Annotated in this window: 18 protein-coding genes; 11 read left to right on the top strand and 7 right to left on the bottom strand. The window is 35.4% G+C overall.

From position 1 onward, the window contains the following. The first annotated feature begins 148 nt into the window (after positions 1-148). The 6 genes from lpxB (at position 149) to Q4503_RS08915 (ending at position 9218) form a co-directional block, all read left to right on the top strand. Entirely contained in the window at positions 149-1333 is a 1185-nt protein-coding gene (gene lpxB, locus Q4503_RS08940; RefSeq protein ID WP_303495249.1) for a lipid-A-disaccharide synthase, read from the top strand. An 8-nt stretch (positions 1334-1341) separates the two neighbouring features. After that, positions 1342-1974 carry a ribonuclease HII gene (gene rnhB, locus Q4503_RS08935; RefSeq protein ID WP_215973739.1) on the top strand — a complete coding sequence of 211 codons (633 nt, stop codon included), beginning with the start codon at positions 1342-1344 and terminating at the stop codon, positions 1972-1974. A gap of 46 nt (positions 1975-2020) precedes the next feature. Next, entirely contained in the window at positions 2021-5539 is a 3519-nt protein-coding gene (gene dnaE / locus Q4503_RS08930) for a DNA polymerase III subunit alpha (RefSeq protein WP_303602064.1), read from the top strand. A gap of 133 nt (positions 5540-5672) precedes the next feature. After that, positions 5673-6629, top strand: a complete 957-nt coding sequence (gene accA / locus Q4503_RS08925) for an acetyl-CoA carboxylase carboxyl transferase subunit alpha (protein ID WP_215973740.1) — start codon at positions 5673-5675, stop codon at positions 6627-6629. Positions 6630-6830: 201 nt separating this feature from the next. Beyond that, positions 6831-8186: a tRNA lysidine(34) synthetase TilS gene (gene tilS, locus Q4503_RS08920; protein ID WP_303602043.1), complete on the top strand. Its 1356-nt coding sequence runs from the start codon at positions 6831-6833 to the stop codon at positions 8184-8186. A 348-nt stretch (positions 8187-8534) separates the two neighbouring features. Beyond that, positions 8535-9218: a PEP-CTERM sorting domain-containing protein gene (locus Q4503_RS08915; RefSeq protein WP_215973742.1), complete on the top strand. Its 684-nt coding sequence runs from the start codon at positions 8535-8537 to the stop codon at positions 9216-9218. Positions 9219-9477: 259 nt separating this feature from the next. On the opposite strand, the gene sstT is transcribed toward Q4503_RS08915, so the two are convergent. Beyond that, positions 9478-10704, bottom strand: a complete 1227-nt coding sequence (gene sstT, locus Q4503_RS08910) for a serine/threonine transporter SstT (RefSeq protein WP_215973743.1) — start codon at positions 10702-10704, stop codon at positions 9478-9480. A 192-nt stretch (positions 10705-10896) separates the two neighbouring features. On the opposite strand from sstT, the gene Q4503_RS08905 reads away from it, so the two are divergent. Then, positions 10897-11466: a PhnA domain-containing protein gene (locus tag Q4503_RS08905; protein ID WP_215973744.1), complete on the top strand. Its 570-nt coding sequence runs from the start codon at positions 10897-10899 to the stop codon at positions 11464-11466. A 412-nt stretch (positions 11467-11878) separates the two neighbouring features. After that, positions 11879-12436, top strand: coding sequence for a GNAT family N-acetyltransferase (locus Q4503_RS08900; RefSeq protein WP_303602042.1), 558 nt, complete (start codon positions 11879-11881; stop codon positions 12434-12436). A gap of 172 nt (positions 12437-12608) precedes the next feature. Here the strand turns inward: Q4503_RS08900 and fur are convergent, their stop codons facing one another. The 5 genes from fur to Q4503_RS08875 all read right to left on the bottom strand — a co-directional run bounded on the left by fur (position 12609) and on the right by Q4503_RS08875 (position 15295). Next, positions 12609-13052 carry a ferric iron uptake transcriptional regulator gene (gene fur / locus Q4503_RS08895; protein ID WP_215973746.1) on the bottom strand — a complete coding sequence of 148 codons (444 nt, stop codon included), beginning with the start codon at positions 13050-13052 and terminating at the stop codon, positions 12609-12611. 183 nt (positions 13053-13235) lie between these two features. After that, positions 13236-13760 carry a flavodoxin FldA gene (gene fldA, locus Q4503_RS08890; RefSeq protein ID WP_215973747.1) on the bottom strand — a complete coding sequence of 175 codons (525 nt, stop codon included), beginning with the start codon at positions 13758-13760 and terminating at the stop codon, positions 13236-13238. Positions 13761-13795: 35 nt separating this feature from the next. Further along, positions 13796-14077 carry a LexA regulated protein gene (gene ybfE / locus Q4503_RS08885; RefSeq protein WP_215973748.1) on the bottom strand — a complete coding sequence of 94 codons (282 nt, stop codon included), beginning with the start codon at positions 14075-14077 and terminating at the stop codon, positions 13796-13798. Then, positions 14077-14298, bottom strand: a complete 222-nt coding sequence (locus Q4503_RS08880) for a DUF2788 domain-containing protein (RefSeq protein WP_215973749.1) — start codon at positions 14296-14298, stop codon at positions 14077-14079. The genes ybfE and Q4503_RS08880 overlap by 1 nt, the downstream gene beginning before the upstream one ends. A gap of 154 nt (positions 14299-14452) precedes the next feature. Further along, on the bottom strand, positions 14453-15295 hold the full coding sequence (locus Q4503_RS08875; RefSeq protein WP_303602041.1) for an alpha/beta fold hydrolase: 843 nt from the start codon (positions 15293-15295) through the stop codon (positions 14453-14455). Positions 15296-15462: 167 nt separating this feature from the next. On the opposite strand from Q4503_RS08875, the gene seqA reads away from it, so the two are divergent. The 3 genes from seqA (at position 15463) to astE (ending at position 18949) form a co-directional block, all read left to right on the top strand. Next, the gene (gene seqA, locus Q4503_RS08870; protein ID WP_303602040.1) at positions 15463-16044 is read left to right on the top strand and encodes a replication initiation negative regulator SeqA; all 582 of its coding nucleotides are present in this window, start codon (positions 15463-15465) and stop codon (positions 16042-16044) included. Between the two features lie 68 nt (positions 16045-16112). Beyond that, a complete protein-coding gene (gene pgm, locus Q4503_RS08865; RefSeq protein WP_303602039.1) occupies positions 16113-17777 on the top strand; it encodes a phosphoglucomutase (alpha-D-glucose-1,6-bisphosphate-dependent) in 1665 nt (554 codons plus the stop codon). Positions 17778-17830: 53 nt separating this feature from the next. Further along, a complete protein-coding gene (gene astE, locus Q4503_RS08860; RefSeq protein WP_303602038.1) occupies positions 17831-18949 on the top strand; it encodes a succinylglutamate desuccinylase in 1119 nt (372 codons plus the stop codon). A 204-nt stretch (positions 18950-19153) separates the two neighbouring features. Here the strand turns inward: astE and Q4503_RS08855 are convergent, their stop codons facing one another. Then, positions 19154-20095 (bottom strand): glyoxylate/hydroxypyruvate reductase A, encoded by a 942-nt coding sequence (locus Q4503_RS08855; RefSeq protein ID WP_303602037.1) that lies wholly within the window; start codon positions 20093-20095, stop codon positions 19154-19156. Between the last annotated feature and the right edge of the window lie 38 nt (positions 20096-20133).

Genomic DNA, 20133 nt, shown 5'->3' with positions numbered 1-20133 from the left:
CATTGTCAAATCTACTCACAATAGCTAGCTATCGACATGAAGTTCACCTTGATTTTTTATAAAATAAAGTAGCAAACCACTGAGCTAGAGTATAAATATTATAAACCAAGTTCAGGTTACTTAGAAAAATAAACCTAGGAGCTAACTAGTGTCATCAATTTTAACCACTCATACTTCTTCCCCCATTTTTGCCATTGTTGTTGGTGAGCACTCCGGTGACACATTAGGAGCTGGCTTAATTACTGCATTAAAATCTCAATATCCTGATGCTAAATTTATTGGTATTGGCGGCGCTAAAATGGATAAACTTGGCTTTGAAAGTTTATTTTCTATGGAAGAATTAGCGGTTATGGGGATTGTTGAAGTACTGGGCCGCATTCGACGATTATTTGCGGTGAGAAAATCATTAGTTGACTATTTTACTGCCAATAAACCTGATGTGTTTATTGGTATTGATGCCCCAGATTTTAATATTGGCTTAGAGCTTCGTTTAAAACAACAAGCAATAAAAACTGTTCATTATGTTAGCCCTTCTGTTTGGGCCTGGCGTGAAAAAAGAATTGTTAAAATAGCGAAAGCAACCGATATGGTGCTTTCTTTATTACCTTTTGAAAAAGCTTTTTACGATAAACATCAAGTCCCTTGTACTTTTGTGGGTCATCCTTTAGCTGATGATATTCCAATGGAAAGTGATAAAAAACAAGCAAGAGCTATACTTAATCTTCCTCTTGAAAATAAAATCCTTGCGTTAATGCCTGGCAGTAGAGGTGGTGAGTTATCTCGTTTATTAGCACCTTTTTTTCAAAGTGCGATGCAATTACAGCAAGAGGATGAAAACTTACTCTTTATTGCGCCAATGGTTAGCGAAAAAAGAGCACAACAGTTCAATACGTTGAAAGCGCAATTAGCACCTAATTTAAAGGTACAACTTGTTATTGATAAAACTCAAACGGTTATGGCGGCTAGTGATTGCTTATTGACTGCTTCAGGAACGGTAACTTTAGAAGCAGCTTTAATTAAAAGACCTATGGTAATTTGCTATAAGTTTAATATGATTACGCACTTGCTAGCCAAATGGTTAGTAAAACTCCAATGGTTTTCTCTACCTAATTTATTAGCAAACAAAACATTGGTACCTGAGTTATTGCAAGAGGAAGTGTGTCCAGAAAAGATTATTCCTTTGGTAAAAGAACGCTTGTATCAAGATCAATCTCAATTAAACGATACGTTTACACTTATTCATCAACAGTTAAAATGTGATGCAAGTAAGCAAGCAGCAAATGCAGTGATTGATTTGCTTAATACTTCAAATACACCTCTTTTAAATAAGTAATAATTCCCATGGCTCCAAAAATAATTTTACCTGATTTTGAATACCCTGTTGCTTATTGTATTGCTGGGGTCGATGAAGTGGGGCGAGGCCCGTTAGTTGGCGATGTGGTTACTGCTGCCGTAATTTTAGATCCTGATAATTCTATTGAAGGACTTAAGGACTCGAAAAAACTTACTGAAAAAAAACGTGCCTTGTTAAGTGAAGAAATTAAAGAAAAAGCAGTTGCATGGTCTATCGGACGAGCTAGTCCGGAAGAAATTGACACCTTAAATATTTTACATGCCACTATGCTTGCTATGCAGCGAGCTGTTCAAGGTTTATCTGTTACTCCTGACTATGTGTTAGTTGATGGGAATCGTACACCAACCTTTAATAGTGAGCAAGGCCCTATTGCTAGTTTAGCGGTAGTGAAAGGAGATGCACGTGTTATTGAAATAAGCGCGGCATCAATACTTGCCAAGGTTGCTCGTGATAATGAAATGATTGCTCTTGATAAATTATACCCTGAATATGGTTTTGCTAAACATAAAGGGTATCCTACGAAAGCGCATTTAGAAAAAATCACTGAGCTTGGAGTGCTCGATTGTTATCGACAAAGTTTTAAACCTGTTGCTAGAGTATTGGGCCTTATAAATGAGTGATACAGTGAATAATGAAATAGCACAGATGGATCCTAACCAGGAATTGATTACAGATCCTAAATTTATTCATTTGCGCGTTCACAGTGATTATTCCATGTGTGATGGCTTGAAAAAGGTTAAGCCTATTGTTGCTAAAGCGGCTGAATTAAATATGCCTGCAATAGCTTTAACGGACCAAACAAACCTTTGTGGCTTGGTAAAGTATTATCACGCAGCTCACGGTGCAGGTCTAAAGCCTATAATCGGTTGTGATTTTTGGGTGAAAAGTGAAGAATTAGGCAATGAGCTTTTTCGTATCGTAGTTCTTGCTACAGATAATGTAGGCTATAAAAACCTGACTGAATTAATTTCCAAAGCCTATATGCGGGGACATATTCAAGATAAAGCTGTCATTGATAAAGCATGGTTAGCTGAATATAAACAAGGCTTAATACTGTTATCTGGAGGTAGAGAAGGCGATATAGGTAAAGCATTATTAAAAGGTAATAATGAACTTATTGAGCAAATGGTTAGCTTTTATCAGCAACACTTTCATGATTGCTTTTATCTTGAATTAATAAGAACTGGCAGAGTTGATGAAGAAAATTACCTACATCTTGTTGTTGATTTAGCTACACACTTCGAACTGCCTGTTGTTGCCACAAATGAAGTGATGTTTCTCTCGCCTGAGGATTTTGATGCACATGAAATCCGTGTTGCTATTCATGATGGTTATACATTAGATGATAAAAGACGCCCTAAACGTTATAGCGAACAACAATACTTACGCTCTGAAGCAGAAATGTGTGAGTTGTTTAGTGATATTCCTGAAGCGCTAGCTAATTCTGTAGAAATTGCTAAACGTTGTAATGTAACAGTGACATTAGGTGAATATGTATTACCTGACTTTCCTACAGATGGTCTAGAAATTAATGATTATTTTATCAAGGTATCTAAAGAAGGGTTAGAAAAGCGCCTTAATAAATTATTTGATACCAGTGCTGATAACTTTAGTGAAATCAGAAAACCTTACGACGAACGTTTAGCAATAGAGCTCGAAGTTGTAAATAATATGGGATTTCCTGGCTATTTCCTTATTGTAATGGAATTTATTCAATGGAGTAAGGATAACAATATTCCTGTTGGCCCGGGTCGTGGTTCAGGGGCTGGTTCACTTATCGCTTATGCGCTTGATATTACTGATCTTGATCCACTTGAATACGATTTACTTTTTGAACGTTTTTTAAATCCTGAACGTGTCTCCATGCCAGATTTTGATATTGATTTTTGCATGGATCGACGTGATGAGGTTATTGATCATGTTGCGGAACTTTATGGTCGTGATGCGGTTTCTCAAATTATTACTTTTGGTACTATGGCGGCGAAAGCGGTAATTCGCGATGTAGGTCGTGTACTTGGGCATCCTTATGGTTTTGTTGATAGAATTTCTAAGCTTATTCCGCCAACACCGGGCATGACTTTAGCAAAAGCATTTGAAGAAGAGCCGAAGCTACCTGAAATTTATGCACAAGACTCTGAAGTCAAAGATCTGATTGATATGTGTCGGATCCTTGAAGGCACCACACGTAATGCGGGTAAACATGCTGGTGGTGTTGTTATTTCGCCTACCACTATTACTGATTTTGCACCTTTATATTGTGATGATGAAGGTAAGAATCCAGTTACACAGTTTGATAAGAATGATGTTGAAGATGCTGGTTTAGTTAAGTTTGATTTCTTAGGGTTAAGAACCTTAACTATTTTACAGTGGGCAATTGAGATGGCTGATGCTCAGCTGTTAAAAGCCGGTAAAGAGCCTATTGATATAACGACCATTGATCTTGAAGACCCTGCCAGTTTTAAAGTTTTACTTGCGTCACAAACAACCGCAGTTTTTCAGCTTGAATCTAGCGGTATGAAGTCGTTAATTGATAAATTAAAACCCGATTGTTTTGAAGATATTATCGCTTTGGTGGCGTTATTTCGCCCTGGGCCATTGCAATCAGGCATGGTTGATAACTTTATCGAGCGTAAACATGGCCGCGAAGAAATCAGCTACCCAGATGCGACATGGCAACATGAAGATTTAAAGCCTGTTTTAGAGCCAACTTACGGTATTATCTTGTATCAAGAACAAGTTATGCAAATTGCACAAGTCTTGGCTGGGTACTCATTAGGTGGTGCAGATATGCTGCGTCGTGCTATGGGTAAGAAAAAGCCTGAAGAAATGGCAAAGCAGCGTGCTGGCTTTGAAAAAGGTGCAATAGATCGCGGTGTTGATGGCGAGTTAGCTATTAAAATATTCGATTTAGTAGAAAAATTTGCGGGTTATGGCTTTAACAAGTCTCATTCAGCAGCCTATGCGTTGGTCTCCTATCAAACTTTATGGATGAAAACCCACTTTCCGGCACCGTTCATGGCAGCCGTTATGTCTGCGGATATGGATAACACTGAAAAAATTGTTACATTAGTCGATGAATGTAGCAATATGAATATTGATTTATTACCGCCAGATGTTAATGCTGGTCAGTATAAATTTACTGTTAATGATAATAATCAAATTGTTTATGGTATTGGCGCGGTAAAAGGTGTAGGAGAAGGTCCTATTGAAGCGATTATTGCCGCACGTCAATCAGGCGGTCCTTTTATTGATCTTTTTGATTTTTGTGCGCGTTTAGATTTAAAGAAAACAAATAAACGTGTTTTAGAGAAGTTAATAAAATCAGGTGCTATGGATGCACTTGGACCGACCTATAAATTAACAAGTGACGGTAAAGACTTACCACATCGAGCAGCTTTATTTGAAACATTGCCAGAAGCAATAAAAGCAGCTGAGCAGCATGCAAAAGCTGAGTCGTTAGGACAAAATGATTTATTTGGTTTAATTAATGATGAACAAACCGATTCTAGGCAGTCATTTAAAGAAGTAAAAAAGTGGCCGGAAGAAGTTTGGCTTAATGGTGAAAAAGAGACCTTAGGTTTATATTTAACAGGTCACCCTATTAATCGTTATTTAGCTGAAATTAAAAAATATTCTACTAGTCGTTTAGTGGGCATGCAGCCAACCGGTCGTGATAAGCAAGCGGTTGCTGTCGGTTTAGTTATTGGTGTGCGCGTTATGGTTAATAAACGTGGTCGTCGCTGGGCATTAGTAACGTTGGATGATAAAAGTGCGCGTATGGATATACGATTATTTCCAGATGACTATGATAGATTTTCTGAATTGCTCGAAATTGATGCAATTTTAGTGTGTAGTGGACAGGTCAGCTTTGATGATTACTCTGGAGGTAATACAATGACCGCCAGAGATATTATGACGGTAGCTGATGCTAGAGAAAACTATGTTACTTCTTTAGATGTTAGAGTGCATAAAGAAAAACTAGGCGACAGTTTTATTGAACAATTTACACAAGTTTTAACGCCACATAAAGAAGGTACTTGCCCTGTGAGGGTTTATTATCAAAGAGAAGAAGCTCGCGGCATGTTAGAACTTGGAGTACAATGGCGGGTATCGCCAGCAGATATGTTATTATATGATTTAAAAGAACTATTAGGTGAAGAAAATGTCACCTTACAGTTTAAGTAGCTGAATAGTTTTTATAATATATATTTCAGAGCTAGCTTTAACGCTATCCGTTAAAATTAATAATTAAGTGTTATCGATGATAAAATCGGTAATGAAAGAAAATTAAGACCATTTTTTAGGTGCAAAATAGCATATGTCATTAAATTTTTTAGATTTCGAACAACCTATTGCCGAACTTGATGCAAAAATAGAAGAGCTTCAGCTTGTTAATGCAGGTCAGGAGCTAGATCTTGATTTAGAAGATCAAATTTCTCAGTTACGTGAAAAAAATAAAGAACAAACCAAAAAGATTTTTGCCAATTTAGATCCTTGGCAAACAGCACGAGTAGCCCGTCATCCACAACGTCCATATACGTTAGATTACTTATCTCGTATATTTACTGAATTTGATGAATTAGCTGGTGATAGAGCGTATGCTGATGATAGCGCTATTGTTGGTGGTACTGCACGTTTAGATGGTCGACCTGTGATGATTATTGGTCATCAAAAAGGTCGTTCGACCACTGAAAAAGTTAAACGTAATTTTGGTATGCCTCGTCCTGAAGGATATCGAAAAGCATTACGTCTAATGAAGATGGCAGAGCGTTTTAATATGCCAATTATTACTTTTATTGACACTCCTGGTGCTTATCCTGGCATTGGTGCAGAAGAGCGTGGTCAAAGTGAAGCTATAGCAACGAACTTAAAAGTAATGGCACGCTTGTCAGTTCCTATTATTTGTACCGTTATTGGTGAAGGTGGCTCTGGTGGTGCGTTAGCAATTGGGGTTGGTGATAGAGTTAATATGCTACAATATTCTACTTATGCTGTAATCTCACCTGAAGGTTGTGCATCTATTTTGTGGAAAACCGCTGCTAAAGCATCAACAGCTGCAGAAGCTATGGGTATAACTGCACAGCGTATTAAAGAATTAGAGTTAATTGATAATATTGTGGAAGAGCCATTAGGTGGTGCACATCGCGATATGGATCATATGGCAGCAATGTTAAAAGAATCTTTAAAAAGTAACTTAGCAGAACTTGATCTGTTAGATAAAGAACAGTTGATTGAAAGTCGATATGATAAGTTAATGTCATTTGGCTACTGCTAATATATTATATTGCCAACCTATATTAATACTTATTATTAATATAGGTTGTAGATAAAGTGTTTATACCCTTAAAGACTTTATCTACAACCAGTCTTTCATGACTATCTCCCCTCTATTAATTTTCAATCCACACAAGTATCAATTTGGTTTTATAATGTTTAACCAGTTAAAAAAATTGATTAAAACAAGTTTAGGCTATTTATGCATCCCATAGAGTTAGCACTGCTAAACGCCATCAGTAAACATCCGAACATGCCTGTGGTTGTTGCTTATAGTGGTGGTGTCGATTCGCAAGTCTTATTACATGCCATAGCATCGTTAAAGAAAGCATCTCCTTTAACGCAACCTATTACTAACCTTGTAACTGTATGTCATGTTAATCATGGTTTAAGTGACAATGCTTTTTCTTGGCAAGTTTTTGCTGAACAAGCTTGCTTAGCGCTTAATTTACCGTTAAAAATATGTCGGGTTAATGTCCAAGCACAAGCACAGAAGTCATTAGAGTCTTTAGCGCGTGATGCAAGGTATCAAGCTTTACATTCGATTTATCAAACACCTTCATTGATCATTACTGGGCACCATAGTGACGACCAAGCAGAAACTTTCTTACTTGCCCTTAAGCGAGGGTCAGGTTTAAAAGGTCTATCAGCTATGGGTAATGAAACTAGACAAGAGAAAGATTTATTACTGCGACCATTATTATCAATATCTCGAGCTGACATTATTGATTATGCCAAAATTAATGATTTAACCTGGGTCGAAGATGAGTCAAATACAGATACTCGGTTTGATCGTAATTTTATTCGCAATAATATTATGCCACTATTAATGAAGCGCTGGCCTAGCATTACTAGTACCATTAATCGCAGTAGTGAACATTGCAGAGAAGGGCAGTTATTACTTGATGAGTTGGCTGAAGAAGACCTTAACCTTTGTATTAGTGGCGTGAATAGCTTAACGGTGAGATCGTTAACTCAGTTATCTCAACAACGGTTTAATAATGTAATTCGTTATTTTTTAACTAAAAATAATTGTTTAATGCCAAGTACTGAACAGCTAGCTCAACTGTACCTACAATTGAATGCGGATAGTGATAAAAACCCTGTAGTGAAAGTTGGTGATAATGTGATTCGTCGTCATAAGGGGACTTTATATTTAACCGCTGACTTTATAGATATTAGCAATTGGCATACTGATATCGTGTTCAATGAGCCGAAAACAGAAATTGAGCTACCCGATAATTTGGGGAAATTATATTTTTTAAAGAAAACTAGCCAAGACATTACCGTAGCATCTCAACGAATTATAATGCCGAATGCAGGACAAAAAGTGACAATACGTTTTAATCATAGCAATCCTATTTGTTTACCTGATTATAGAAATCATTCTCGTAGTCTAAAAAAGATACTTCAAGAGTTAAATATTCCAGTTTGGCAACGGAAAAGGATCCCTTTTTTATATTATGATGATGTATTAGTCGCTGCGATAGGGCACTTTGTTTGTCAACGTTATATCCCTAAAAATAATGATGATAGTATTCTTTTAAACTGGTCATAATCACCAGGTAACTAGCAGTCCCTTTCTTAGTCACACGCTACAAATAACCTGTACAAAAAACAACCTATGCGATTATTTTAATTAAATTAAATCATTATTTTTGTGTCGAGTTTTTTTACACTAGTAGCTTTTAAAATAAGTGGAAAATAATAAGTTGTAAAATATCTTTATATATCAACACCTTATTGCTCCTATTTTTGTTGGCATGATATGTGCTTTATTTTGGTAGGCTGTTGTAAAACAGTACTTTTTTTAAACTGTTTCTAGAGTATATGAAAGGTATAGTAAAACATTTGCATATCATTCATAGGATAACAGAATGAATTTATCGATAAATAAAGGATGACAATGAAAACTTTCAAGAAAAAATTACTAGCTGCTGTTACTGTTATGGCATTATCTCCACTAGCTCAAGCCGGTGTGATTTCTTTTTCAGATAACCATGCTGCTTCTACCACTGAATGGAGTGATGTATTAACTGTTTCACAATTTGATGCTAGCTTAGGTAACCTTGATACTATTAATATTAGTTTTTCTGCTAGCATGTTATCAGACATCACTCTAAACAATAATGATAATCTAGCACAAACTACAAGAGGCAGTGTAGGTATTGAAACTATAGGTACATTTTTAGGTTTGGGTTCACTTACTATAAACTTGAGTGCTGATACTGGTTTTGTAGCTCTTGGTGCAGATGGAGCACTTGATGGCTCTGATATATTTACCGCGTTTGGTTTAACTGGTACTGATACGATCAACGCTACTATCGATTCTTCAAATACTGATTTCCTAAGCTTTATCGGTACTGGTAATGTTTCTACTTCAGGTTTAACTGCTTTCGGTAATTTTGGTGGAACTGGCGGTAGTAACACTGTAATTTCAGTAGATACTGTAGCTGGTGCTAGCTTAAATGTTACATATAACTACACTGAAACTACTAATCCTACACCAGTATCTGAGCCTACTTCTTTAGCTATTTTAGGTCTTGGTTTAGCTGGTATAGCTTTACGTCGTAAGAAAAAATCACTTTAATTTAATTATTCTATTAGTTTATAAAAATTCACTAATAAAGAATGATTAAGTTTGATTAATAAAAAACGCCGCACATTTTGTGAGGCGTTTTTTATTGGCATTCATTTTACTCTGTAATGGTGTTTCTATACTTGTACTAATGCGGTAATAGCCAGTTTATTAAAGTGCTTTCACTGCATAAGGTTTAACAACTGAACTATAAAATACACATATTATAGAATAGCCAATCGAGATAATATCTTCTAGTATTACTTAAACTCTATTTTGTGATGTTGTGCGAAGCTGCAGCAGAAAAAACAACATCAGTAGAGCTGTTAAGTGCTGTTTCAGCTGAATCTTGAATAACACCAATAATAAAACCAATAGCAACCACTTGCATTGCGATGTCATTATTGATACCAAATAAATTACAAGCTAAAGGTATTAGTAATAGTGAACCACCTGCGACACCTGATGCACCACAGGCTGAAATAGACGCCACGATTGATAATAAGATAGCTGTGCCAAAATCTACATCGATATTTAAGCTGTTAGCTGTCGCTAGGGTTAACACGGTAATTGTTATTGCCGCACCTGCCATATTTATAGTTGCACCTAAAGGAATTGAAACAGAGTAGGTATCTTCATGTAAATCTAACTTTTTGCATAACGCCATATTGACTGGAATATTTGCAGCAGAGCTGCGAGTAAAAAATGCGGTGATACCTGACTCACGAAGACACGTAAAAATTAATGGATATGGATTTTTCCCCATAATAATAAATACAATTAATGGATTAACGGCTAATGCAATAATTAACATTGCAGCAAGTAGGATCACAACAAGATGGCTATATTCAGCTAATGCTGAAAACCCGGTAGTCGCAATGGTATTGGCAACTAAACCAAAAATACCGATAGGGGCAAAGCGAATGACAATACGCACAATGCTCGATATCGCTTCACTGAAATCATGTACCATTATTTTTGTTTGTTCATTCGCATGTTTAAGTGAGAAGCCTAAGCCAAGCCCCCAAGCCAATAGGGCAATAAAATTTCCGTTTACGATGGCACTAATTGGATTTTCGACTACTTTAAAAGCCAAGGTTGATAATACTTCACCTAAGCCCTGTGGTGGAGTAGCACTCGCGCTAGCTATATCTAATGTTAATGTCGTTGGGAATATAAAACTAAGCACTACAGCGACAAAAGCAGCACAAAGTGTACCAAGTAAATATAAGCCAACTATTGGTTTTAATTTAGCATCACTGTTGATTTTTTGATTAGCGATACTCGAGGCAACTAACACTAATACTAAAATTGGCGCTACAGCTTTTAGTGCATTAACAAATAAACTACCAAGAATTGAAAATGAAATAGCGACTTCTGGGGCTAGTACAGCAAGTGTTATCCCTAATATAATGGCAATGATGATTTGGGGTACTAACCCGAATGCGTTTAGTTTAGTTAGTAGTGATTTTTTTTCTGTGTTGGAATGTATTGTCATGCTGACGCCTTATTATATTTTTATTGCCGAGCTTTTTATCATTGAAGTTAAGCTTTGTCTATCATTAGCAACAATATTTAATTACCAAGTGAGTATAGATTTTCTTACAAAAGATATAAAAAAATAATGTATAATTATGTTACTGAAAATTAAGTTTATCTTATATCATCAAGGTTAATATTAGGAACCAATATGCCTAACGAAAATGCATTAAAACAACGTAGTAATAATAGCTGTGAACTTTGCACAGCAACAAATAACCTCTCAGTATATCCTGTACCGCCAACGAGTGATTTAAGTGCACAACAGTGTGTTTATATTTGTGATACTTGTCAAAAGCAAATTGACGGTGAAGCAGAATTAGATATGAACCACTGGCGCTGTTTAAATGACAGCATGTGGAACCAAGAGCCTGCTGTACAAGTAATATCTTATCGTATGTTGCATAAGTTATCAGCTGAAAGTTGGGCACAAGACGCATTAGACATGATTTATATGGAAGATGACGTAAAAACTTGGGCAGAGCAAGGTATTGCAGCTGAGCAACGTGAGGGCCCAACACGTGATAGTAATGGTGCTGAGTTACATGACGGTGATGATGTTACTTTGATCAAAGACTTAAAAGTAAAAGGTGCCAACTTTACGGCAAAACAAGGTACTCTAGTACGTGGTATTACGTTAACTGATAACCCTGAACATATTGAAGGTAAAGTTAATGGTACGCGTATCGTACTTGTTTCAGCCTATTTAAAGAAAGCTTAAGCTAGGGGGATTTTCTAGTTTATTGACTATAAAAGGGCAGACGTGCCTTTTTATAGTTGCTCAACGTAACTTATTTCAAATCACTTTAACTCTATATGTACCCCCAGAAATTAAAATCTATAATAAGCTGACAGTTAAGCGCTAAGCAGGGGGAATAACTGTTGGTTGCTGTGACTCTATTTAATATTTTCGCTGATTATTCTGGGTGTATTAGCAGGCATCAGTATTGTCTAATTGACTCTCAATTACGAATAACTGAGGATATTTGTATTAGTAGAGCATGCAAAAGTTAGCTTATCGTAAGAGATTGATTCAGGTTTCACATAACGTATTTTTCAGGATTTTATCTACTCGTTCTTAAGGTATAATTTCCTAAAAGATAAGTTCTACAGCATTATTATGAGTACGGCATATGAATATAAATTTTAAAGCACTTAATAAGCATGATGCTAATTACACTGAGGTTATAAAACTTTATAAAGAGGCGTTCCCTGGTGCTAAGCGCATACCAACATTTTTACTTCGTTATAAACTTAGAAATGGTAAGGAAGGTTTTAATGTACTCTATGAAAATGATGTGTGGATTGGGCTGATTTATTCTGCTGAGTTTAAGGACATTGTTTTTGTACAGTTTTTGGCTATATCAGAATCATTACGCTCTCAAGGGTATGGAAGTAAGGTGATGGCATCATTAAAAGATAGATATATTGGGAAAAGAATAATATTAAATATCGAAGAACTTGATAAAAAAGCTAAAAACTATGAACAGCGAGTGAAGCGCAAAGCGTTTTATGAAAAGAACGGGTTTATTTCTACCGAGTATATGGTGAAAGAGCCTGATCAAAAGTATGAGATGTTGATACGTGAGGGCAGTATTAGTAAAGAGGAAATAGAATCATTATATGATGATCTTTTTGGCTCTATTATTAGTTTTTTTATACGACCTAAAGTACTAAAAATTAAGTACTAAAAATTTGAAGCAACATAGTTGTGGCATTAAGAAGTGATAAGTCAATGAATAAGGAACAAAAATAAGTATTTTTGCTCCTTAATTACTTATGGTAGCCGATAAAACTTTATTCTCGTGGAAGATTATCCCATACGCTAAAAATAAGTATCTATGTTTTAATAAGGTTTATTTATTAAAGGTTCGCTTTTCTATAGGCTTCACACGCATCTTGATCTTTACATTCCCCGTATAGATATAAACTATGGTTTGTTAATGTGATTTGATGTGATTCAGCAATATCTTTTTGTCTTTGTTCTATTACATCATCTTCAAATTCAACAACTTTACCGCACTTTAAACAAACTAAGTGGTCATGATGTTTTTTATGCGATAATTCAAAAACAGATTTACCACCTTCAAAATGATGGCGGCTAACAATACCAGCATCATCAAATTGGTTAAGCACGCGATATACTGTTGCTAAGCCAATCTCTTCTTGTTGCTCAAGTAATAGTTTATAAACATCTTCAGCACTAATATGCTGATTTTTTGGGTTTTGTAGAATGGTAAGAATTTTAATACGTGGCAGGGTAATTTTTAGTCCAGCTCTTTTTAGTTCTTCATTTTGATCTGCCATGGAATTAATTTCTCTATGTATAATGATAAAAGTGAAAGTATAGGTTGTTATCAAGCTTGGTGAAAGTGATAGTTTGGTTAAATGTTATATTTTTTCGTTTTAAAATACAAAAAGCTCAATAAATGAGCTTTTTGTATTTTATCAAAGATGACTCTTCTGCTTTATGAGCGCAAAAGCTAACAATTAAGAGAGTTCAGATAAACACATTTCATCATTGAGTTGATTTACCCATTTATCAACACGTTCTTCAGTTAGCTCTGACTGTCTATCTTCGTCAATACATAAACCGATAAAGGTATTTTCATCAATTAAGGCTTTAGAAGCTTCAAATTCATAACCTTCAGTTGGCCAATTACCCACAACAATAGCACCTTTGCTTTCCACAATATCACGTAGTGGCTCCATTGCATCACAAAAGTATTCAGCATAGTCTTCTTGATCGCCTAAACCAAATATAGCAACAAGTTTGTCAGTAAAGTCAATTTCTTCTAGCTCAGGTAAAAAATCATCCCAATCACACTGGTTTTCACCATAATACCAGGTTGGAATGCCTAAAATAATTAAATCAAATTCAGCGATTTCTTCTTTTGTACTTTTAGCGATGTCTTTAACATCGATCATTTTTTTGCCTAGTTTTTTCTGGATCATCTTACTTATTGCTTCAGTATTACCAGTATCACTACCAAAAAATAAACCTACGATTGCCATGGAAATTTACCTTATAACTTTAATTTAGTATTAATTTAATTACTTTCTTTTGCTAATGACTTAATCAACAGTGTTTCGATTAATTCACTACGATTAATATTTTTACTTTTAGCTAATTCTTCTAGTTGCTCAAATAAGCTAAGGTGAACTTTAAATTCAACCCTTTTTAAACCGTTACTTTTATCTCGTTTAACCTGATTTCGTTTATTGATTCTAATTTGAACATTACGTGGATGTGGACTAGTTTTCGGTCGTCCAGGACGCTTTTCATCATTAAATAAATCAATGGTGGTTAAATCTGTTAACTCTTTTGCCACTAGCCAACTCCCTGACTTTCCCAGATGAATTGAATAATACCCTTGGCAATGAAACCAGCACAGCCTAAAAATAATACAAAATAAACGACCAGTCGACCGACTTTTGGGACGTCATTTTTATTCATCACATCATGGATGGACAAACCAATAAAGCCAAAAATGAAAAGAAAAAATAAATTAAGACCGATAGTTTCTATTAGTTCGAAATGTTCAGCTAGCATTTTAATCAGTTAGTATAGTAAGCATAAAAATTGGCGGAACTATAGCACAGTGTTGGCATAAACTCATTTATTTTCATTGATATTCGAGCTAAATTTTGAGTTTTTTTGTAAGAAAAATTGTGTTAATTGTTCCAAATCATTGTTCAAGAGAAAACTAACTTAAAAAGTCTAAGGTTAACTTGTTAAAGGCAACTGTTTTTTCAGCATGCAACCAATGACCTGCACCTTGAATTACTTTAGCTTTCGCGTTAGGAAACAGAGTATTTATAACGCTTTGATGCTCAGGTAAAATATAATCAGAATTCCCACCTTTAATAAATAAAGTATCGCCAGTAAAAGGACCTTTATTCATTTCAATTCCTTGCATTATTTGATGATAACCTTGTTCGATATTTGCTAGGTTACATCTAAAAGAAAACTGCTCATCTTCATTGATAGATAGGTTGCGTAGTAAAAATTGTCTTACGCCTACATTGTCTACATAAATTGCTAATTGATCATCAGCATCTTTACGTTTTTTTACTTTACTTAAGTCTAGCGCTTGTAAACCTTTAATAATCGTTAGGTGATGAGCTGGATAGTTAATAGGTGCAATATCCGCTACGATTAGTTTTTTTATTCTTTTAGGAAAGGATAGTGCAATTTGCATTGCAATTTTTCCACCCATTGAGTGACCTAAAATACAACAAGACTCAATTGCTAAACTATCTAATAGGTTAATAACATCTTGAGCAAGCTCATGGTAATTCATCCCTTGGCGATGAAATGAATTACCATGATTTCTAACGTCAATACTGGTAACACAATAGTGTTTACTTAACCCTTTAGCGACCATGTTTAAGTTTTCTAAACTGCCAAATAAACCATGAATTAATACAATATGTTCACCTTGGCCAAGCTGCTGATAATGTAGATGTCGCTCACTTAGTTGTTTATTGTGTAATTGATCATCGTTTAACTGTGACAAGTTCTTTGCTGCCATTTTATTTTTCGCCATTAACATTTCATTTATGATAATTTTATCATGAAATATTAAATTTTTTTTATTTTATGTTGAGTAATTATCTCATTGTTGTAAGTTTTTTCTCGTTGAATTCTGTACCCTTAATTAATTTAATTGGTATAATCTTGTAGCCATTAAAAAATTATAGAAGCTAATGATAAATGAAAAATATTGAAATAGACGATGACTTATATCTTCACATTGTTGCCAATACACAGTTTATTGGTGAGAATGCTTCAAGTATTTTGCGTCGTTTACTTAAACTTAATGAGACAGCTCAACAGGCAGTTTTGTCAGAAGAAAGTGTAGACAACGATGTTTTAGAAGAGCCTTTATCAGAAAGTTCTGCTAATACTGAAGCAGATACTAGTGAATCGAGTGAGATTGAAGCGCTTGATAATAGTTCAGAAAGTGTCTTTAATTTTATTAATAAAGAAGAACTGGCTATGCAGCGCGGTGCTGTTGGGCGATTTTTACTTATATTAGCTGCACTTTATCGAGCTCATCCAAACCGTTTTAGAGTTGTGACAGAAATCTGTGGTCGTGATCGTTTGTATTTTGCTAATTCAGAAGCTGAATTAGCTGCTAGTGGTAGTAGCACTAAACCAAAACAAATACCAGATAGTCCATTTTGGGTATTAACTAACTCAAATACTACGCGTAAAAAAATGATGCTAACTAAAGCCGCAACATCACTTGGTTACAATGATGATGATGTAGAAAAAATCAGAGAATTACTTTAACGCTAATATATTCACATTAATATACGTCGAATAATATAAATAATAAGTCGATTAACAAAAGGAATACTATGTCAGTTCATCCACACGCAGGTAAGCCAGTTCGCCCTGAAGATAGAATTAATATTGGTCAATTAGTTAGCGACTATTTTTTACAAGTGCCAGATGTAGCTATTACGGCTCAGCGAGTAAGCTTTGGTACTTCAGGACATAGAGGTTCGTCTGCTAAAATTAGCTTTAATGAAGCTCATATTCTTGCAATATGTCAAGCAGTGGTTGAATATCGTCATGAACAAAAAATTACCGGGCCACTTTTTTTAGGTAAAGACACCCATGCTTTATCAGAGCCGGCTTTTGCTAGCACAATCGCGGTACTTATTGCCAATGGCGTTAATGTTGTTATTCAAAATGATTCACTATCTGGTGGTGGTTTTACACCGACTCCTGTTATCTCACGTTTAATTATTAGTCATAATAAGATTGAGAACCAAAGTGATTTAGCTGACGGTTTAATTATAACGCCTTCACATAATCCTCCTACAGATGGTGGCATTAAATATAACCCACCTCATGGGGGGCCTGCAGAAGGTGAAATAACGAAACAGATAGAACAAAGAGCAAATGCGTTAATTAAAGCGGGTTTAGTCGACGTAAAACAAGTTTCATTTGCTCAAGCGGTACAATCGCCATTGCTTTCTCAACAAGATTTTATTGAGCATTATGTTAGTCAGCTTAATCAAGTGATTGATATGGAGGCTATCGCAAAAGCTGGTGTAACTATTGGTGTTGATCCTTTAGGTGGTTCAGGTATCGCATATTGGCCAGTTATTGCTAAAAAATATGGCTTAAATATTAAGGTGGTAAACCCTGTTGTTGATGCCAGTTTTGCTTTTATGCCTTTAGATAAAGATGGAAAAATTCGTATGGATTGTTCATCGCCTTATGCAATGGCTGGTTTAATTGCTATGAAAGATGATTTTGATATAAGTGTGGGTAATGATCCTGATTTTGATCGACACGGCATTGTTACTAAGTTAGGTGGTTTAATGAACCCTAATCATTATTTAGCGGTCGCCATTAATTACCTAATGACTCATAGAAATTGGTCAGCGGATTGTAAAATTGGTAAAACCCTCGTATCAAGTTCATTAATTAACCGCGTTGCGAAAAAAATAGCGCGTCCTTTATCTGAAGTTCCTGTTGGTTTTAAGTGGTTTGTTGATGGTTTACATGATTCAAGCTACGCCTTTGGCGGAGAAGAAAGTGCGGGTGCAACGTTTCTAGCACGTGATGGCAGCACATGGACTACTGATAAAGACGGTTTTATTATGGCTTTACTAGCAGCAGAAATTTTAGCTGTGACAGGTAAAGATCCTCACCAGCATTATCTTGAACTGGCAAAAGAATTAGGCGAGCCTTGTTATGGTCGAGTTGAAGCGGTCGCTACTTTTGAACAGAAAAAAGTACTTACAGCATTATCAAGCAGTGATATTACGGCAGATGTTTTGGCTGGTGAAAAAATAACTGAAATTCTTTCACATGCACCAGGCAATAATGCTGCTATTGGTGGTATTAAAGTAGTTACTGAAAATGGCTGGTTTGCTGCTCGCCCATCTGGTACCGAAGAAATATACAAAATATATGCTGAAAGCTTTATTGATGAACAACATTTACACATGATTATTAAAGAAGCGCAAGATATTGTTAGTGCTGCTTTTCAAGCTGCAGGGCTTTAAATTAAATAAGACTTAATGTTACGCTCAACAGTATAAAAATATAAAGGTTAACAATGTCATACCCACAAAAACAATTGTCGGCAGAAAAGTTAAAAAAAGAATTATTGGCAAATGGAGACTTTTTACATTTAACGCGTAGTCATGAGTTTTCAATGGCTAGGTTTAATTTTGAGGTTGTTTGTCGTTACAGCTCGGCGAAAACAAAGGTCTCAGTACTTGATACAGGTATTATTGTTTTTGAACCCTTAAGTCATAGTTCAAGCAAAGATATTGTTTTATCAAGTGCTGTCCACGGTAATGAAACCGCACCAATTGAAATTTGTAATGAACTTATTAAGCAAGTTATCTTAGGTGAATTAAATGTAGAACATAGAACCTTATTTATTTTTGGTAATCCGCCGTCTATTAATATTAGTAAACGCTTTGTTGAAGAAAATTTGAATCGTCTTTTTTCTGGTGGTCATTCTATTGACCAAGGGCAGGGGGCAGGTTTAATAAACAAAGAACGTGATCGAGCCTTGTTATTAGAAAACACCGTTCGAGATTTTTTTATTGCCGGCTCTGAACAAGCTAGCTTACCTAGTAGTAAGGCAATTGAACGTTTTCATTATGACTTACATACGGCAATACGTGGCTCTAAAAATGACAAGTTTGCAGTTTATCCATTTCAGCATAATAAACCTTGGGTGAAAACTCAGCTACAGTTTATGTTTGCCTGTGGTATAAACACTATTTTGTTTTCTAATTCACCTACGACAACATTTAGTTATTTTTCATCAAATGAGTTTGGTGCACATGCTTTTACTGTTGAATTAGGTAAAGTGATGCCTTTTGGTGAAAATGATATGGCAAAATTCTCAAAGGTAAAAACGAGCTTATCGGCATTAATTTCACAAAAGTCGTTAACGTTACCTGAGTATAATAAAGACGACTTTAGTTTTTTTGAAATTGATCAAATTATTGATAGGAAAAATAAAGATTTTAAGTTTCATTTTGCTGATGATGTAGAGAATTTTACCGATTTTCCCATTGGTACTGTTATTGCCACTGATGGTGATAAAGCGATAAAAACTAAGCAGCAGGGCGAAGCTATTATTTTTCCAAATGCGAATGTTGCTATTGGCCAACGTGCCTTGTTAACGGTAATTCCAGTGGTTGTTAATCCAGAATAAGTGCTGATTTTTAATAAAATTTAGCATAATAACAAGCTTAAAATTATTTATAAAAATGAGGCTAAGGTCTCATTTTTATTGTTGTGTGTACTCACTTCTTAGTTATATGTATATATTCAGCTTAAACTTAAGTAAATTCAGGTTAAATATATTGAAGCTAAATATATATTCGTTACTTTACCTTGATTACGTTAGGCTAAGCGCTTAATAGCCTAATTGAGTATTGACCGTCTCAGGGATGATCAAAAATTCACGATAATTCTTTATATTGTCAGCTGCAACTTTTATTGATGAACTCATATCTGTTGGCGCTGAAATATGCGGAAGCACGGTTATATTTGGATTGCTCCATATAGGATCTGTGACAGGTAATGGCTCATGTTCAAATACATCAAGCACGGCATGTGAAATATGCCTACTCTCTAATAACTCAAGCATTGCCTTAGTGTCGATGATAGCACCGCGAGAGAAGTTTATTATTTTGGCTCCCCAAGGAAGTAACGTTAATAAAGGTGCGTTTAGTAAGTGATGTGTTTCAGCGGTAAGTGGTAATAAACTGATCAAAATATCACTATTTTTAACAATAGAGTGCAAACCACTATTACCGGAATAACTCTTTATTCCTTCAAGCTGTTTTGGTGTTCGGCTCCAACAACTTACTGGGTATTGTAATTGTTGTAGGCTTTTTAAAGACGTTCCCCCTAAATTACCAGCTCCTAATACACCAACACGTGTATCTCTAGCTGCTATGTAAGGTAATTGTTGCCATTGTTTGTTACGTTGCTGAAGAGCATATTCCGGCATGTTTCTATGTAAATATAAGGTCCAGGCAACAACCGCTTCCGCCATGGTTTTTGCCAATTCAGGATCAATTAACCTTACAATTTTAATGTGTTGAAGGGATTTTTCACTTATTAATTTTTCTACACCAGCCCATAGACTTTGTATCCAAACTAAATTTGGAAACTTAGCAATAACGCTTGGTTCAGGATTTGCAACAATGGCAATATCAACATATTGAAACTCATCTTCACTCACGTGTTCAGGCAGTAGAATGGTTTCCTCAGGTAATTGCTGTCTTAAACATGATAACCATTGTAATTGGACTTTATTGTCTAACCGACTTATAAAAACAATTTTTTTCATTTAGTAAATACCTGTTTATAGGAGAAGACACTCTGATT

It is taken from the genome of Colwellia sp. 6_MG-2023 (assembly GCF_030547765.1).
Taxonomy (GTDB): Bacteria; Pseudomonadota; Gammaproteobacteria; order Enterobacterales; family Alteromonadaceae; genus Colwellia.
Note: the sequence above shows the minus strand (reverse complement) of the source record. Positions and strands in the feature narration are given on the sequence as shown.

Bases quoted from the DNA above. Each gene is read 5' to 3' on its own strand.
- fldA (WP_215973747.1), bottom strand. From the start codon at position 13,760: ATGGCAATCGTAGGTTTATTTTTTGGTAGTGATACTGGTAATACTGAA.
- fur (WP_215973746.1), bottom strand. From the start codon at position 13,052: ATGGCAGATCAAAATGAAGAACTAAAAAGAGCTGGACTAAAAATTACC.
- astE (WP_303602038.1), top strand. From the start codon at position 17,831: ATGTCATACCCACAAAAACAATTGTCGGCAGAAAAGTTAAAAAAAGAA.
- accA (WP_215973740.1), top strand. From the start codon at position 5,673: ATGTCATTAAATTTTTTAGATTTCGAACAACCTATTGCCGAACTTGAT.
- rnhB (WP_215973739.1), top strand. From the start codon at position 1,342: ATGGCTCCAAAAATAATTTTACCTGATTTTGAATACCCTGTTGCTTAT.
- Q4503_RS08905 (WP_215973744.1), top strand. From the start codon at position 10,897: ATGCCTAACGAAAATGCATTAAAACAACGTAGTAATAATAGCTGTGAA.
- pgm (WP_303602039.1), top strand. From the start codon at position 16,113: ATGTCAGTTCATCCACACGCAGGTAAGCCAGTTCGCCCTGAAGATAGA.
- Q4503_RS08880 (WP_215973749.1), bottom strand. From the start codon at position 14,298: ATGCTAGCTGAACATTTCGAACTAATAGAAACTATCGGTCTTAATTTA.
- Q4503_RS08855 (WP_303602037.1), bottom strand. From the start codon at position 20,095: ATGAAAAAAATTGTTTTTATAAGTCGGTTAGACAATAAAGTCCAATTA.
- seqA (WP_303602040.1), top strand. From the start codon at position 15,463: ATGAAAAATATTGAAATAGACGATGACTTATATCTTCACATTGTTGCC.
- Q4503_RS08915 (WP_215973742.1), top strand. From the start codon at position 8,535: ATGAAAACTTTCAAGAAAAAATTACTAGCTGCTGTTACTGTTATGGCA.
- Q4503_RS08900 (WP_303602042.1), top strand. From the start codon at position 11,879: ATGAATATAAATTTTAAAGCACTTAATAAGCATGATGCTAATTACACT.
- tilS (WP_303602043.1), top strand. From the start codon at position 6,831: ATGCATCCCATAGAGTTAGCACTGCTAAACGCCATCAGTAAACATCCG.
- Q4503_RS08875 (WP_303602041.1), bottom strand. From the start codon at position 15,295: ATGGCGAAAAATAAAATGGCAGCAAAGAACTTGTCACAGTTAAACGAT.
- sstT (WP_215973743.1), bottom strand. From the start codon at position 10,704: ATGACAATACATTCCAACACAGAAAAAAAATCACTACTAACTAAACTA.